15 protein-coding genes are annotated in these 15,859 nt (G+C 38.6%); 7 read left to right on the top strand and 8 right to left on the bottom strand.

The genetic code is table 11. From position 1 onward, the window contains the following. The first annotated feature begins 204 nt into the window (after nucleotides 1–204). Nucleotides 205–717 carry a DUF2179 domain-containing protein gene (locus M2M59_RS12975; RefSeq protein WP_147197348.1) on the top strand — a complete coding sequence of 171 codons (513 nt, stop codon included), beginning with the start codon at nucleotides 205–207 and terminating at the stop codon, nucleotides 715–717. A gap of 183 nt (nucleotides 718–900) precedes the next feature. Then, nucleotides 901–1,653, top strand: a complete 753-nt coding sequence (gene map / locus M2M59_RS12970; protein WP_249774776.1) for a type I methionyl aminopeptidase — start codon at nucleotides 901–903, stop codon at nucleotides 1,651–1,653. Nucleotides 1,654–1,671: 18 nt separating this feature from the next. On the opposite strand, the gene M2M59_RS12965 is transcribed toward map, so the two are convergent. Continuing rightward, nucleotides 1,672–2,400 (bottom strand): tryptophan-rich sensory protein, encoded by a 729-nt coding sequence (locus M2M59_RS12965; RefSeq protein WP_249774775.1) that lies wholly within the window; start codon nucleotides 2,398–2,400, stop codon nucleotides 1,672–1,674. A gap of 313 nt (nucleotides 2,401–2,713) precedes the next feature. Between M2M59_RS12965 and M2M59_RS12960 the strand changes: the two genes are divergently transcribed. Next, a complete protein-coding gene (locus M2M59_RS12960; protein ID WP_147197218.1) occupies nucleotides 2,714–3,259 on the top strand; it encodes a GNAT family N-acetyltransferase in 546 nt (181 codons plus the stop codon). Between the two features lie 158 nt (nucleotides 3,260–3,417). On the opposite strand, the gene mreBH is transcribed toward M2M59_RS12960, so the two are convergent. From mreBH to M2M59_RS12945, 3 genes are all read right to left on the bottom strand, one after another. Then, entirely contained in the window at nucleotides 3,418–4,416 is a 999-nt protein-coding gene (gene mreBH / locus M2M59_RS12955) for a rod-share determining protein MreBH (RefSeq protein WP_249774774.1), read from the bottom strand. Nucleotides 4,417–4,664: 248 nt separating this feature from the next. Beyond that, nucleotides 4,665–4,805: a hypothetical protein gene (locus tag M2M59_RS12950; protein WP_158512599.1), complete on the bottom strand. Its 141-nt coding sequence runs from the start codon at nucleotides 4,803–4,805 to the stop codon at nucleotides 4,665–4,667. A 294-nt stretch (nucleotides 4,806–5,099) separates the two neighbouring features. Further along, a complete protein-coding gene (locus M2M59_RS12945; protein WP_249774773.1) occupies nucleotides 5,100–6,332 on the bottom strand; it encodes an aminopeptidase in 1,233 nt (410 codons plus the stop codon). Between the two features lie 300 nt (nucleotides 6,333–6,632). Between M2M59_RS12945 and motA the strand changes: the two genes are divergently transcribed. Then, nucleotides 6,633–7,436 (top strand): flagellar motor stator protein MotA, encoded by an 804-nt coding sequence (motA, locus tag M2M59_RS12940; RefSeq protein WP_066789754.1) that lies wholly within the window; start codon nucleotides 6,633–6,635, stop codon nucleotides 7,434–7,436. Continuing rightward, nucleotides 7,420–8,226, top strand: coding sequence for a flagellar motor protein MotB (gene motB, locus M2M59_RS12935; protein ID WP_066789752.1), 807 nt, complete (start codon nucleotides 7,420–7,422; stop codon nucleotides 8,224–8,226). The genes motA and motB overlap by 17 nt, the downstream gene beginning before the upstream one ends. 106 nt (nucleotides 8,227–8,332) lie before the next feature. On the opposite strand, the gene M2M59_RS12930 is transcribed toward motB, so the two are convergent. After that, nucleotides 8,333–8,554: a DUF1128 domain-containing protein gene (locus M2M59_RS12930; RefSeq protein ID WP_066789749.1), complete on the bottom strand. Its 222-nt coding sequence runs from the start codon at nucleotides 8,552–8,554 to the stop codon at nucleotides 8,333–8,335. A 104-nt stretch (nucleotides 8,555–8,658) separates the two neighbouring features. After that, entirely contained in the window at nucleotides 8,659–10,056 is a 1,398-nt protein-coding gene (locus tag M2M59_RS12925) for an alanine/glycine:cation symporter family protein (protein WP_249774772.1), read from the bottom strand. A gap of 172 nt (nucleotides 10,057–10,228) precedes the next feature. Here M2M59_RS12925 and M2M59_RS12920 point away from each other — a divergent pair, with 172 nt between their 5' ends. Both M2M59_RS12920 and M2M59_RS12915 read left to right on the top strand, forming a co-directional pair. After that, nucleotides 10,229–10,609: a YtxH domain-containing protein gene (locus M2M59_RS12920; protein WP_184117573.1), complete on the top strand. Its 381-nt coding sequence runs from the start codon at nucleotides 10,229–10,231 to the stop codon at nucleotides 10,607–10,609. 26 nt (nucleotides 10,610–10,635) lie between these two features. Then, the gene (locus tag M2M59_RS12915; protein ID WP_249774771.1) at nucleotides 10,636–11,643 is read left to right on the top strand and encodes a YihY/virulence factor BrkB family protein; all 1,008 of its coding nucleotides are present in this window, start codon (nucleotides 10,636–10,638) and stop codon (nucleotides 11,641–11,643) included. Nucleotides 11,644–11,846: 203 nt separating this feature from the next. Here M2M59_RS12915 and M2M59_RS12910 read toward each other — a convergent pair whose 3' ends face one another. Beyond that, a complete protein-coding gene (locus M2M59_RS12910) occupies nucleotides 11,847–13,754 on the bottom strand; it encodes a heavy metal translocating P-type ATPase (protein ID WP_249774770.1) in 1,908 nt (635 codons plus the stop codon). A 552-nt stretch (nucleotides 13,755–14,306) separates the two neighbouring features. After that, complete coding sequence (locus M2M59_RS12905; protein WP_147197206.1) at nucleotides 14,307–15,845, bottom strand: fumarate hydratase; 1,539 nt, start codon at nucleotides 15,843–15,845, stop codon at nucleotides 14,307–14,309. Between the last annotated feature and the right edge of the window lie 14 nt (nucleotides 15,846–15,859).

Below are 15,859 nucleotides of genomic sequence, written 5' to 3'. Positions count from 1 at the left end.
CGGCAGAAGCTAAAAGTTTATAAGATTTGATTACCTAAAAATTCTATAACAATTTTATCGTATTTATTCCGATCTTCTTTAATAAAGTTTGCTAATACTAGCGAATCGTAACGGAACTCAATTCGTTTTTTTAGTTTCATGACTGGGTATGGATTGTAATAAATCTACATACTAATAATTGATTGCGGGGTGAATCTGTTGGAGATGCTTTTACTAATTATTATTATCAATATTGTTTATATGACACTGGTAACATTGCGGATGATTCTTGTGATAAAAGGATATCGAATTGTAGCATCCCTGATGTCTGTAGCAGAGGTCTTTATCTATTTGATGGGGTTGAAGATTGTGCTGGATAATTTAGACCGTCCGCTCAATATATTAGCTTATTGCGTAGGATGGGGATTAGGCGTTTATTCTGGTGGTCTCATTGAAAGCAAACTAGCGCTAGGTTATATGATCTTTGATGTGATTGTTGACAGAGAACAGCAGGGGTTGGTTAGCAAATTGAGGGATGAAGGCTTTGGCGTCACAGCATGGATTGGTAATGGTAAAGATGGGGAACGTCTCTGTTTGAAAGTGATTGCCAAGAGAAAAGAGGAAAGGTATTTCCGAGATTGCATTACAAAAATAGCCCCATCTGCTTTTGTTGTTTCCTATGAGCCGAACATTTTGAACGGCGGTTTTTTCTTAAAGCGCAAGCACTTATTTCTATAGAAACGCATATGTTAATTTAGAAAAGTATACTTAATTTACCTCGCATTTTTAAATTCTAAGTAGCTGTTTGGTTAGCAGGTTATGAGGGGGAATAGAGAAACCTCCACTGAGCCGGTTTTCACTTCATCACAGAATTTTGTGGTATAGTTAAATAGCGAGATTAATCAGAAGGGATCGTTTTACATGATTGCAAAAACGCAAGAAGAAATAGATGCTTTGATGAAAGCTGGCCGTGCTATGGCCGAAATTCGTGAGGCTTTAAAAGAAGCGGCCAAGCCAGGGGTAACGACTAAAGAATTGGATGATTTGGCTGGAAAGCTATTTGACGAGAAAGGTGCGGTTTCTGGACCTAAAGCAGAATATGATTTTCCAGGATACACATGCTTAAGCGTCAATGAACAAGTAGCACACGGCATCCCGAACAATTATAAATTAAAAGCAGGCGATTTGATTAACATTGATGTGTCTGGACATGTGGATGGTTATTATGCAGATACCGGCATTTCGTTTATCGTAGGAGATGTGGATAATGCAGATATCCAAAAAATCTGTGATGTAGCATCAAGTGCATTCGAACGTGCTATGACGAAAGTTAAAGCAGGTTCTAAACTAAACCAAATCGGCAAAGCAGTAGAGCGTGAGGCGCGTGATCACGGCTTAAACGTCATCATGAATCTGACAGGACATGGAATTGGGCGCTCTCTTCATGAAGAACCACAACACGTTCTTAACTATTTTGATGCTTGGGAACGTACAATGTTGAAAGAAGGTATGGTTTTAGCTGTAGAACCATTTATCTCACAAAAAGCGGAGCATATTGTTGAAGCAGGTGATGGCTGGACATTTGTAACGCCAGACAAATCTCTTGTTGCTCAGCTTGAACATACCATTATTGTCACTAATGGTGTGCCTATTATTACAACAAAGTTAGATTAAAAAACAAAGCCCTTCTGATTATTCAGAGGGCTTTGTTTTTTTAATTAGTAAAATTCCAACGAGCAGGACGCCACTTAAAAATAAAGCAGCAGTCGAAACGAGCAATTCATCAAAGCCGTTCTTAAATGCTATACCGATAAATGTCCAAATATATACGATAGGAAAAACATAGTCGTCATGGTGATATCGCAAATGGAGTGCTGCTGCTGTGCCAACAGTAAGTGCGATAACTGTCCATAAAGGATCGCTTAAACTTAAGAAATTCCAGTGATTATGTGTAAATAGAAATGCAATATTCATAAATGCAATGATACTTTCCCAAGCTAGGAATAAAGAAATAGGAATTCGCCCACTCCAAGTATTTTGCCAATTAGGATATGTAAAATATAGCCCAATTAACGACAAAACCATCAACAATATGGCAATAATAGACCATGTGAAATATTCATAATGCCACAAGTAAAGCCATAAAATATTAAATAGAGCACTGAAAGAAAATAAGGCTGTTTGCACTCCCGTTATGTTCTGCTGTGCCTGCCGTTTTTTCCATTGCAGGTAAACCCACAAACCTAAAATAATATAAATAAAGATTTTAATTACAGAAACATATCCAGCAGGGCTAAAAAGGACGGTATAGCGGTTGGAGATTTCACTTGTTGTATAACCGTTCAATGGCATCAAATTTGCCATAACGCTAAAAACGGTCATTGCGATAAAGCTAAGCGAAATGATGAGTAGCCTGCCCATTAAAATCTCCCCCTTTAACATAAACTGTAGAATAACAATATGCCCAAAACTAATATTTTTACAAATGATAGAAGTGAGCTGTAATAATAACAAAAAACCACTATCTTTAAGTATACATTCGTTTTGCTTTAACAACAAATATCATTTTCGTGAAATTTCCAGTAAAATAAAAAAGAGAGCATTCGGAAATTTTAGGAAAGGATACATATTTAGTGAAAATGCGCAGTATTTCTTATTATGGGGTACATAACTCTTATAAGTTGCGAAAAGATTCTAACACAATAGAGATTTTTAAAAGAGGGTGAGAAGTAACATGATTGTTATAGAGGGGCAACGATGTTTTCTACGGGTATTAATGGAGTCAGATGTCACGCCATTTACGAATATGGTTGCGCGCAATATGCGTTATTGGTCAGTACATGAACCACTGCATCCGCCCGAATATTATACTGAAAAGGTTCAATTAAAAAAAATACAAGAATCAATTCAGCAAATGCGTCTAAACCGTGAGTATAGCTTTGGCATATTTGATATACAAACCAAGGAAATGGTAGGGCATATCTCTTTGTATTCGATAAAGCGTATGCCATTTTCAAGCGCATTTGTGGGTTATTCAATGGATGAATCCCATACTGGCAGAGGAATTGTAACGGAAGCTCTTTCACTTGTTGTCAAATTTGCTTTTAATGATTTATGCCTGCATCGTTTAGAAGCTTATGTTTCTCCTAAAAATATAGCTTCAGTCCGTGTACTTGAAAAAGCAAAATTTAACCGAGAAGGATTACTCCGAAGTCTTCTATATATTAATGGGAAATGGGAAGATCATTATTTATATTCTTATTTAGAGGAAGATTATTGAAAGGGTAAGGCCCGGTGGAGGAAATGGTCGAATAACGCCCGCAAATTACTGAGGGGATTGTAGGAAAATGTCGTGCTATTTCCCGGGGAATAAGTCGAATAATAAAAGAAAACACATGGCAGCTTCGATAAAAAGCGCGCCATGTGTTTTTGTGTAAATTATTTCTTAAGGAAATGAATGGTATCAATCGATCTACCTGTGCCGACAGCAACAGATTCAAGAGGTTCTGGCGCAAGATGAACAGGTACATCCAATTCATTTGAAAGCCATTCTGTCATACCTTTTAACAGTGATACACCGCCAGTCAATATCACACCTTGATCTACAATATCACCCGATAGTTCTGGAGGGCAGCATTCAAGGGTCCTGCTAATTAATTCTAATATCGCTAAAAGGTTCTCTTTTAAACAATTTTGTATATCATACGAATTCACAGAGATAATCTTAGGTAAACCAGTAACGATATCGCGTCCTCTGATTTCCATTGTTTTGACAGGATGGTCAATCAGCGCGTAACCAATTTCCTGTTTTACTTTTTCAGCAGTAGGCTCACCAATCAGGACGTTGAATTCCTTGCGTGCATATTGAATAATTTCTTCATTCATATGGTCGCCGCCAAGTTTCAATGTGTTAGAGGTTACAATTCCGCCGAATGATATAATACCGACTTCTGTTGTACCGCCACCAATGTCTACAATAACGCTCGCAATAGGATCGCTTACAGGAAGATCAGCACCTATAGCAGCTGCCACAGATTCTTCAATTAAAAATACTTCCTTAGCGCCGCATTGTCTTACCGCATCTTGAATCGCCAGTCTTTCAACGGATGTTGCTCCTGCGGGAGTACAAACCACAACGTTTGGTTTGCGTAGAGAAGAGCCCATTATTTTTGCAGCCTTTTCCATCATTGACTTGATTAAAGCAGTAGTCATATCAAAGTCAGCGATCACACCGTCTTTTAGAGGACGAACTGCCTGAATAGCTATCGGCGTTTTGCCGACCATTTCCTTTGCTTCAGTACCTGTCGCTATCACTTGGTTTGTATTCACATTATAAGCTACGACAGAAGGTTCATTTATGATAATTCCTTTATTTTTTGTATATATTAATGTATTGGCAGTGCCCAAATCGATTCCAATAGTTGTTGGCGAAAACATGCGTACAATTCCTCCTCGAATAACCTTAGGTTCTATAAGTATATGATATTTTTAGAGGGATCAGCATGTTATATTATGGTATGTAACAATCATTACAGAGGTAGATAGATAGAAGGTTGATATATAAACCCAATAAATGGTAGTTTAAAGGAATTAAAGATACAAATAAAAGTGAAATTGTGATGAAAATGTTAATAGATTGTGAAATAAAAAGAGCAGCCTGCTAGATTACAGGCTGCTCCTTTTTATTAGAACTTAGTTTCTGGTTTTGGATCGATAATATGAGAAGTTGAAGAATTAAGCCCATCACGCAAAAAGTGAACAAGAATAGCGCCAGTGCCCATAATTGCGAAGAATACGCCTAATACAGTAACCATAAAAGTTGCCATTATCATAGCCCTCCATGTATTAAATAATTTTATTCCGCATTAGCGGATGGTAAACCCCAAAACGAAAGTAAGTGCAAACGGGAAGGTTAGGCTGGGGTTTATTGCCCGTAACTGCCCGATTGGTAAAACTAACAATTAGTAGGAAATAACCTACTAACTGTAGTTTCACTTTATATAAATAGTATACATGATTTTTTCTTGAATTATAAGGTTAAAACAGGTTTCTATAAGATTAATAGAACACTATTATTATACCACTTTTACGTGAAAATAAATTGGTTATTTATGGGGAGCTTAGAATGCCCAGTTTCCATTGCGGAAAACAGCTTCTGAACGTCCATCTTCTGTAATGCCTTCAATGTCCATATCTTTGGAGCCAACCATAAAATCAACATGCATAATGCTTTGGTTTATACCGTGTTTTTCGAGTTCTGCAGCAGTCATTGTTGTGCCATTTTCAATACAGAATGCATAGGCGCTACCGATTGCCAGATGGTTAGAAGCATTTTCGTCGAATAGCGTATTATAGAAAAGTAAGCCAGAGTTGGAGATTGGCGAATCATGTGGGACAAGAGCTACTTCACCTAGATAATGTGAACCCTCATCTGTTTCAACTAGATTTTTTAAGACATCTTCGCCTTCTTCTGCTTTTACATCCACAATTCTTCCATTTTCAAATGTTAATGTAAAGTGATCGATGATTGTGCCTGCGTAGCTAAGTGGCTTTGTGCATGTGATGTAGCCATTAACACCATCTTTATGAGGCGCAGTGAACACTTCCTCTGTCGGAATATTAGCCATGAAAGGTTTTCCATTTTGATTTTTGCTTCCGCCACCACTCCACACATGTCCCTTCGGCAATTCGATCGTTAAATCTGTACCCGGGGCAGTGTAGTGTAATTTTTGATATTTTTTACCGTTTAGATATTTTACTTTTTCATGTAATACTTCATCATGAGCTTCCCAAGCTTCAAGCGGATTGTCTAAGTCAGCGCGGACTGTTTTAAAGATAGCCTCCCATAGGGCTGGTACTTGTTTATCTTCCTCTAGACCAGGAAAGACCTTTGCAGCCCATTCTTTAGAAGGTGTACCTATAATGTTCCAACTGATTTTATTAGATTGGGAAGCTTGGCGGAAGTGCTGCAATGCCTGACCTGCTGCCTTTTGTTGAAGTGCGATTTTTTTAGGGTCAACACCTTTTAAAAGATCAGGGCTTTGTGATTTGATAGTCATAAATGCTGCACCATGGTCTGCTAACCAGTTTTTCTCTTCTGCTTGCCAAGGGGCAAAGAAACCAAAAGCATCTTCTGGTGCCATGTCATAATGCATGCGTGTAAGCAAATCATCTGAATAGTGGACAAAGACTTCTTTTGCTTCTGCTTCGTAAGCCTTCTTCACAACTAATCGAACAAACTCAGCTTGGTCAATTGATGCTTGGATAAACAGATATTGGCTCGGTTGAAGATTCACCCCCACCTTTACTGCCAATTCGGCATAACTATCTAACTTCTCTTGAAACGTTTTCATGAAAGATCTCCTCCAAAATTGTTCATTTACAAATCAGTGGGATAGAAAGCATCCGTAGATACTTCTATGCCAACATAGTTTGAAGATGAACTTTAAATTCTATGATAATTTTATCAATTTAAAATAGTTTTGCAAATACTCGCGTCATAATTGTAGCGAACATTATTTGTCTACAAATATTTTATAATTCACGAAGTTTTTGGATTTTAGGCAAATATTCTAGTTTGTTCACGGTAGAATATTAACATTAGAGAGAAGTAACCGAAATAATAACAAGAATGACACTTTGGAGGTACAGAAATGGATTTATCATCAATTGTTGGTCTTATTATGGGGGTCGTTGCCCTAATCGTTGGGATGTACTTTAAAGGTGTAACGCCCGATGCCTTAATGAATCCAGCAGCTATATTCATAATTATTTTAGGGACAATGGCAACCGTAACAATTGCCTTCCCAATGAGTGAATTAAAAAGATTGCCAAAACTTTTTAAAATATTGTTTACCGAACAAAAGTTAGGTAAAGACACGGACATTATTAAATTATTTGCAGAATGGGCAGACCTGGCAAGAAGAGAAGGCTTGCTTGCGCTGGAAGGAAAAGTGGCAGAAATCGATGATCCTTTCCTTAAGAACGGCCTGTCGCTCGCAATTGATGGACAAAATGCTGATTATATCCGCGATGTCTTATCAGAAGAAGTAGAGGCTATGGAAGAACGCCATAGTGCTGGAGCTGGGATGTTCACACAAGCAGGTACATACGCTCCTACTTTAGGGGTTTTAGGGGCGGTTGTTGGTCTGGTTGCCGCACTAAAAGATATGAATGATATTGAAAAACTAGGCCATGCGATCTCGGCTGCGTTTATTGCAACATTACTCGGGATTTTTACAGGGTATGTTCTTTGGCATCCATTCGCCAATAAGCTTAAACGAAAATCGAGCAATGAAGTACGCCAAAAAATGCTAATGATTGAAGGGATTCTTTCCGTATTAGAGGGAGAGGCGCCGCGTGTCATTGAACAAAAGCTTGCTTCTTACTTAACAAAAGAAGACCGCAAAAAAATATTGGGCGAAAGCGGGGCGAGCGGCCTTGGCGAAGAGAGCTAAAAAGCATAAAAAAGAGCATGAGGAAATTCCAGAAGCATGGCTGCTTCCTTATTCAGATTTATTAACTTTATTACTGGCATTGTTTATCGTACTTTTTGCTTCGAGTACAGTAGATAATCAAAAGCTGCATGAGCTTTCTTCTGTATTTAATGCAGTATTTGATGGGGGGAAGGGCGTTATGGACTATCCTTCTGATACAATGCCGAACGATCCGAAGAGCGATGAGACGAGCAAAAATTCAGCATACCTGGAAGACCAAAAATCTTTATCCAAGATTAAAGGTAATGTTGATGATTTTATAGCGGTCAATGAACTAGAAAAACAATTTGAAACCAAGTTAACTGACGAAGGACTTCTGGTGACGATACGAGACAGCGTATTATTTGATCCAGGGAAAGCGGTAGTTAAAAGCGAGTATGAGAAAACAGCGAGGGAATTATCTAAGCTTCTTGTATTTGATCCAAAACGGAGTGTTGTAATTACAGGTTATACGGATAATGTGCCGATGCATACGGCCGAGTTTTCATCGAACTGGGAACTCAGTGTAATGCGTGCTGTAAACTTTTTGAAGCTAATCGTAGATCAAAACCCTAAATTAGATTCTTCTTTCTTTAGTGCAAAAGGATATGGAGAAAATAATCCAATCGCGTCTAATAATTCTGATGAGGGGCGTTCTAAAAACCGACGGGTTGAAGTTCTCATCCAACCTTTAGTGAAAAAAGATGGCTCTTCAACAAATCCTACAATCAATAAAGATGCTTCCGTTAATGAATCGAAAACTGGAGAATAGAAAAATAGCTTGAGCTGATTCAAAAGTAAAATAATAAAAAGAAACCGAACCAATGTGAAATTAAATTAAATTTCACATATAGTTCGGTTTTTTCATTAGCCTATTTTTAGTCACGCAATGAGCCAAGTTCTGCTACAATTGCTTGCATTTCGCTAGGACTAAAAGCATCGCGCTTCATCACCATATCATATAAGTAAACCAGATCTTCATAATGATTGGTGCTGAAATGTTCAGGCTTCATCGCATCTGCATTGACCATGCGAAGCTTTTCTTTTATGGCCTCAATCATGAAAGTTACATTTTCTGTTGTCGGTTCTGTAAGATTCAAAGGGATTCCTCCTGCTTTTGATAGATGTATACTATAGTATCATTTCACTTATAGCCTATGATTGTCAATTCCTTTTACGATTGGGCCAGCATTTTATACTAGTATCAGCTCGCTTTTTTAGAATCAGGCATATCCATCTGTTTTGCTAGAGCTTTTTCTTCTTTTAGTTTATTTTGAATCCGCTTCGTTTCATAAACTACAATGCCAGAAAGGCCTAATAAGCCGATCAGGTTAGGAATAGCCATTAATCCGTTTGCGATATCTGAGAATGTCCAAATAAGATCCAATGCAACGGTAGAACCGACGAATACGAAAGCAACAAATATTACGCGGTAAATATATATAGCTGTTTGACCCTTGAAGAGATATTGTAAACATTTTTCTCCATAATAAGCCCAACCTAAAATTGTAGATGAGGCAAAGAAAATAAGACCAATCGCTACAACATAAGGACCCCAACCACCCAAGAAGTGACTGAATGCTGCTGTTGTCAGTTCATTTGCTTGCAAACCTTTATTTGTATAAACACCAGACATGACAATTGTGATTCCTGTAATTGAACAAATAAGGAATGTATCTAAAAACACTTGCGTCATTGAAACCAATGCTTGTCGTCCCGGCAGATCCGTTTTAGCAGCAGCAGCTGCGATTGGTGCAGAACCAAGACCTGCTTCATTCGAGAATACCCCACGTGCAACACCATAACGTATAGCTGCACCAACAGCTCCGCCAAGAGCAGCTTCGCCTGTAAAGGCCATTTTAATAATTGTAAGGAAAGCAGCTGGTATTTCGGTAATATTCATAATCATAATTATAAGTCCTGCTGCAAGATAAAAGACCGCCATAATAGGTACAAAAATAGCTGTTACATTTCCGATAGATTTAATGCCGCCCAAAATGACAAGCGCGACAAAGGCAGTTAGAATGAGCCCAGTGATCCAAGTAGGTACACTAAATGTAGCATTAACAACGCCTGCAACTGAATTAGATTGTGTTCCATTCCCAATGCCAAAAGAAGCTAGTACGCCAAAACAGGCAAACAAAACAGCCAGCCATTTTTGTTTTAGGCCGTGTTCCAAATAATACATCGGACCGCCAGCCATTTGCCCTTTCGCATCTTTTACACGATAGCGAACAGCTAGTATAGCCTCACTATACTTAGTCGCCATGCCGAAGAAAGCCGACACCCACATCCAAAAGACAGCCCCTGGTCCACCTAAAATAACGGCTGTTGCTACACCAACAATGTTTCCGGTTCCAACTGTAGCAGCAAGAGCTGTTGTAAGTGCTTGAAACTGGGAGATATCACCATCTGCCGTTTTGTCGTGTTTTTTCGAGAATACTAATCTCAAAGCTTGTGGAAGAAGTCTGATTTGCAAAAAGCTGATTCGAAGTGTGAGAAAAATGCCTGTGCCAACAATTAAGACAATAAGCGGTATTCCCCAAAGCATTGATGAAAAATCCCCTAAGACCTCGTTCAGCTTTGCTAAAAAATTGGTCATTCCATTACCCCCTTTTTGAATTTAAATTTCTATAGTTAAGAAATTCCATAAAACAACAATTAAAAATCCCTTTAAATAGGTAAGGAGTTTTTTAACGGGCAAACTGTTTTACATATAAATCAGTAGGGTATAATAGGCATATAACATTGTAAAAGTATGGAGGAGGATTATTATGTCAAATAAATTAGTTACAGGATTAGCATTAGGAGCAGTAGCAGGTGCAGCACTTAGTATGGCAGACCGTAATACACGTCAAACAACAAAAAAAGTACTGAAACGCTATTGGGTAGACATGCAATATTTTGCAAATAACCGAGATGAATTAATGAATAGTATCCAAGCAAGAACAGGGAAAGTTAAATCTCTATACAATACATTTATGAAAGACAAAGACTTCTATATGAAAAAAGTAGAAGAAATCCAAGAACTTACACCGAAAGTTAAAAACATTGTGATGGAAACGAAAGATACATTTTCATCTAATATCAAAGATGTAAAACAACAATTACCTTCAACCAATACCGAATCAAATGAATCTGTTATTCATCTATAAGTTGAAGAAGATAAAGGGGCGGGATTATGGAGAAGGGACACGAATTTGGTCTTTCAGCAGATTCCGAGACAACCAAAACACGGAAAGGCGATGCTGCTGAATACATCGATAAAGATACATTTGTGCAATTAGAAAACGAAGAAAACCTGGATAAAAAAGAAAAGAAAAAGAAAGAGCGTCACTTTGATATTACAACAAATAAGGGTTTTATCATGGGGCTTATCGAGAAAGTGAAGAAAGAAGACATCGGGGGATTTGGAGCGCAATTAGCTTATTTCTTTTTACTCTCCTTATTCCCGATGCTGCTTTTTATCGTGACATTGCTGCCGTATCTTCATTTATCCGTTAGCCAAGTATATACACTTTTAGAAGAAGTTATGCCTGACCAAATCTATTCTCTTACGTCTGATACACTTTCTGAAGTTTTAAAGAATCGTCATGGCGGCTTATTGTCGATCGGTATTCTTGGTACGTTATGGTCAGCATCTAATGGTGTAAATGCGCTAAATAAATCATTGAATCGCTCTTATGACCAAGAAGAGACGCGGCCATTTCTTAAAGTAAGGCTTTACTCTTTAATATTCACGATTCTATTAATCGGCTTAGTTGTAGTGGCACTTGTATTGCCTGTATTCGGTGAGCAAATTGGTAAACTATTATTCTCTGCATTTGGATTAGAGAATGGTTTTCTCGCCGTTTGGAACAAGTTTCGTTATATTTTGCCTCCCGTTGTTATATTTATTGTCCTCACTCTTATGTATTGGTTGATGCCAAACATGAAGTTGGATTTAAAAAGCGTATGGGTTGGCGCCTTGTTCTCTACATTGGCTTGGTTAATCGTTTCATATGGTTTTTCTTTCTATATCAACAACTTCTCAAATTACTCCGCTACTTACGGAAGTATCGGTGGTATTATCATTCTCATGCTTTGGCTATACATCACTGGTATTATCCTGATGGTTGGCGGGCAAGTGAATGCCCTTGTACAAAAGAGAAGAGAAATACAGGAATCAAAAAGTCATAGAACAGCTTAATGAAAAAGCGGCAGGTCATTCTATATTGAATGACCTGCCGCTTTTTAAATAATTTATTTTAACACGCTTCTACGGGGCAGTAAGACGCCTATTTCAAAACCTAAGTGTAGTAAAGAAGTTTAAATGGGGGATAACTGCCCGTAGAAGTCCGATTGGAACACTCACCATCAGCAGGGAAGAGAAAAACCCCTACTGAGTCAAGTTTACTTTATTTTCTTTAGTAGGCGTAAGCCGTTTAAGATAACCAGGATAGTGCTACCCTCATGTCCAACAACTCCAAGAGGCAAATCGACTGCCTGCATGAAATTCGAGATAATTAATAGGGTAATAACAGCAATGGAGAAGAACATATTTTGTTTTACAATTCTTTGCATTTTTCGTGAAAGCTTCACTGCATAAGCAATTTTGGTTAAGTCATTCTTCATAAGGACCACATCGGCTGTTTCTAGCGCTACATCTGTTCCTTCGCCCATAGCGATACCAGATGTAGCAGTTGCTAGGGCGGGGGCATCATTAATGCCATCTCCCACCATGGCAACATGGTGATAGGAGCCCATCAATTCTTTGATATGATTTACTTTTGTCTCAGGCAAGCACTCGGCAATATATGAATCTACTGCCGCTTCCTTTGCAATAGCTTTTGCCGTTACTTCATTATCACCTGTTAGCATGACAGTCTGGATTCCCATACTTTTTAAAAGAGAGATAGCATGCTTTGCTTCCGGGCGAACGGTATCCTTCATGGCAGCAAGTGCTAGGATTCTAGTATCATCTGAAAGAAAGATTACAGTTTTACCTTGTTCGGCTAGCTCTAGTGCAATATTATTTTCAAATTCCCGAGCCAATTGTTCTCCAACAAAATCTGCTTTTCCGACTTTATAGGCTTTTCCTGCAACAATTCCTTTCAAGCCAAAGCCAGGCAAATCTTCAATTTGTGCTTGTGGATAGTTTGTAAGCTCATTGGCTACAGCGTATTTTGTAATAGCTTGCGCAAGAGGGTGGTTAGACTTCGCTTCAATTCCGGCAAGAAGCGAAAGTAAAGCCTTCCCATCTTCGCCTTTGGCTGCAACGAAGTCAGTTACAATAGGTTTACCTTGCGTAAGTGTGCCAGTTTTATCAAAGGCAATTGCTTTTAATACACTTAAATGTTCAATATGGAGTCCGCCTTTAAATAGAATCCCATTTTTTGCGCCGTTTGAAATGGCGGATAGAGTAGCGGGCATAATAGACGCTACGAGCGCACATGGTGAAGCTACTACAAGTAGAACCATTGCACGGTAGAAGGTGGTTTGGAAACTCCAATCAAGTAAAAAGTGTGGAATAAACATCATCAAAGCTACTGCTAGGAGCACACATTTCACATAGGTACCTTCAAAACGTTCAATGAATTGCTGAGAAGGTGATTTTTCGCTCTGTGCTGATTGAACGAGGTCAATTATTTTTTGAAATAATGACTCCATATTCGATTTTGTCATCTTCATTGTAATAGCACCTGAGAGGTTTACAGTACCAGCAAATACATCTGTTTTAATGCCTTTAGAGACTGGAATGGATTCGCCAGTAATGGCTGCTTCATCGAGAGTCGTCATCCCATCGATGATTACACCATCTGCAGGGACACGTTCACCAGGTTTAACAAGTAAATGGTCGCCGACTTGTAGAGTGGAAATCCCAACTCTTTCAATCTCGCCATTATCTTTTACAAGCCATGCTTCTTCCGGCTGCAAATCCATCAATGCGGAGATTTCTTTATGGCTTTTGTTCATGGCATAAGTTTCTAATGCACCGCTCACTGCAAATATAAAGATGAGGATGGCGCCTTCTGTCCAATAGCCAATGATTGCTGATCCAATAGCTGCTAATATCATTAGAAATTCTACATTTAACTCTTTGTTTGCAATCGTTTCTTCCACGCCTTCTTTTGCTTTCGCAAAGCCGCCTACAATAAATGCGATCACATAGAAAACGATAGAAGGTGCCGTATGCCCATCTTTTCCTAGTAACCAAGCAATTAATATGAACAATCCTGAGAAAATAGCTGCTATCAGTTCACCATGTTCTTTTATTTTCTCAATTAGATGAGTATTATTCTCTTTTACAATTTCCAACATTCATCCCTCCTGATAATGAAAATCAATATCAAAACCTTTATTAAAGGTGATTATTCAACCTTTAGTAATTAATTAATAGTAATTACTTATTTATAATGATTATAACATAAGGGTACAAAGAGAGGAAGAGTATTAATTCAAAAATAAAATGATTAACTAGTTATTTTTTGTATGGCGTTTTACTGAGGTTGGTCCAGAACTAAAGCAGCTTCTTTCAAAGGTAAAAAAGGTGAATCTCATTTAGTATGGTGTGTATAGAGGACAACGACTCCTGCGGGAATAGCTTGAGCTGAAAGCCCCGCAGAAACGTAGGGACGAGGAGATTGAAGCCAAGCTTGCGGGTGCGCAGTCTGGAATGGAACACAAGAAAGTCTTTATTATAAGAATGAATTTGAAAGAGAATTAATAAATAGAACTAATTTGAAATAACATTTTTGACCGAGTCTCTTACCCAGCTACTACTTTCACAGTGTATGCAAGGGAAGAAAAAGCGGGAAACAAAAAGGGTATTAAGCAATTGTTGCTTAATACCCTTTTTTATACTATTTTATTCTATTTAAAGACGGGCTCTGCATGTGCCGCCAGTTTTTCTAATGAAGATTTTTGGACATCAGCATGCAATGAGTTGCCGTGCGAATCCATTGTCACAACTGCTGTGAAATCTTCTACATTTAAATGCCACATGGCTTCTGGAATCCCAAATTCCATTAGATCAACACCATCGACAGACTTGATACAGTCAGCATAATACTGTGCTGCTCCGCCAATTGCATTTAAATAAACACCACCGTGTTCTTTAAGCGCCTGTAATGTTTTTGGACCCATGCCACCTTTACCCATAACAGCACGAATGCCGAATTTTTTCATAATGTCGCCTTGGTATGGTTCTTCGCGAATAGATGTAGTAGGACCAGCTGCTTTTACAACCCAACGATCGTCTTCATCCTTTGCCATAACAGGGCCACAGTGGTAAATGATTTGACCATTTAAATCCACCGGTGCATCATGTGATGTTAAATGATGGTGGATGGCGTCACGGCCTGTGTACATACGTCCTGTAATTTTAACTACGTCTCCAACTTTAAGTGAACGGATTTGTTCCTCTGTAATTGGTGCGCGCAGCTCAATCACTTCTTTTGATGGTTGATCATCTTGTGTTGCTGCTGTTTCGTCAAAGGCAATTTTTTCGCCATCTTGATAATGCCAATTTTTGATTTCGCCAGAATTAGCATCAAGATCGATAGCCATACGACGGTATGCCCAACAGTTATATGCAACAGATACAAAGAAGGAAGCAGGGATACGGTGCATCACACCGATTTTACAGCCTAGTAGTGTCGCTTCACCGCCAAATCCCATAGTTCCAATGCCCAATGTATTTGCTTTTTCTAGTATGTAATCTTCCAATTTTGCTAGTTCAGGATTTGGATTTACGTCGTCTACATGGCGGAATAACTGTTCTTTGGCAAGATCATATCCTGAAGAGCGATCGCCTCCAATACCTACTCCAATGAATCCGGCTGCACAGCCTTGTCCTTGTGCTTGATACACTGAATGTAAAATGCATTTTCGAATGCCTTCTAGGTCGCGGCCAGCACGTCCAAGTCCTTCTAATTCGCATGGAAGGCTATATTGAATATTTTTGTTCTCACAGCCGCCACCTTTTAGAATTAACTTCATCTCAATATAATCTTTTTCCCATTGCTCAAATTTAATAACGGGCACGCCTTCGCCTAAATTATCGCCGCTGTTTTTACCTGTTAGGGAGTCAACTGCATTTGGGCGGAGTTTCGCATCTTTTGTAGCGCGGATAATCGCATTTTTGATGCATTCTTTAATTTCAAGCTGATTAACGCCAACCGGTGTTTTAATTTTAAATGTAGGTAGACCGGTATCCTGGCAGATAGGTGATACTTGATCATCCGCCATAAAAATGTTGTTGGCAATTGTATCTAAGCTCATAGCAGCGCGAGTTCCTGCATTTTCTGCATCTTTCGCTTTTTTAATTGCACGTCTGACATCCTTCGGCAAATTTGTCGATGTTTCAGTTACTAAATCATAGATGCTTTGTTCGAGCACTTCGAGATTCATAGCTTTCAGCTCCC

Source organism: Rummeliibacillus sp. G93, from assembly GCF_023515935.1.
GTDB classification, from domain to species: Bacteria; Bacillota; Bacilli; order Bacillales_A; family Planococcaceae; genus Rummeliibacillus; species Rummeliibacillus stabekisii.
The sequence above is the reverse complement of the archived record's forward strand: the minus strand, read 5'-3'. Positions and strand labels throughout refer to the sequence as shown.

Excerpts from the sequence above, each read along its gene's own strand:
- M2M59_RS12975 (WP_147197348.1), top strand. The coding sequence starts at position 205 with ATGCTTTTACTAATTATTATTATCAATATTGTTTATATGACACTGGTA.
- map (WP_249774776.1), top strand. The coding sequence starts at position 901 with ATGATTGCAAAAACGCAAGAAGAAATAGATGCTTTGATGAAAGCTGGC.
- M2M59_RS12965 (WP_249774775.1), bottom strand. The coding sequence starts at position 2,400 with ATGGGCAGGCTACTCATCATTTCGCTTAGCTTTATCGCAATGACCGTT.
- M2M59_RS12960 (WP_147197218.1), top strand. The coding sequence starts at position 2,714 with ATGATTGTTATAGAGGGGCAACGATGTTTTCTACGGGTATTAATGGAG.
- mreBH (WP_249774774.1), bottom strand. The coding sequence starts at position 4,416 with ATGTTTTCGCCAACAACTATTGGAATCGATTTGGGCACTGCCAATACA.
- M2M59_RS12950 (WP_158512599.1), bottom strand. The coding sequence starts at position 4,805 with ATGGCAACTTTTATGGTTACTGTATTAGGCGTATTCTTCGCAATTATG.
- M2M59_RS12945 (WP_249774773.1), bottom strand. The coding sequence starts at position 6,332 with ATGAAAACGTTTCAAGAGAAGTTAGATAGTTATGCCGAATTGGCAGTA.
- motA (WP_066789754.1), top strand. The coding sequence starts at position 6,633 with ATGGATTTATCATCAATTGTTGGTCTTATTATGGGGGTCGTTGCCCTA.
- M2M59_RS12925 (WP_249774772.1), bottom strand. The coding sequence starts at position 10,056 with ATGACCAATTTTTTAGCAAAGCTGAACGAGGTCTTAGGGGATTTTTCA.
- M2M59_RS12920 (WP_184117573.1), top strand. The coding sequence starts at position 10,229 with ATGTCAAATAAATTAGTTACAGGATTAGCATTAGGAGCAGTAGCAGGT.
- M2M59_RS12915 (WP_249774771.1), top strand. The coding sequence starts at position 10,636 with ATGGAGAAGGGACACGAATTTGGTCTTTCAGCAGATTCCGAGACAACC.
- M2M59_RS12910 (WP_249774770.1), bottom strand. The coding sequence starts at position 13,754 with ATGTTGGAAATTGTAAAAGAGAATAATACTCATCTAATTGAGAAAATA.
- M2M59_RS12905 (WP_147197206.1), bottom strand. The coding sequence starts at position 15,845 with ATGAATCTCGAAGTGCTCGAACAAAGCATCTATGATTTAGTAACTGAA.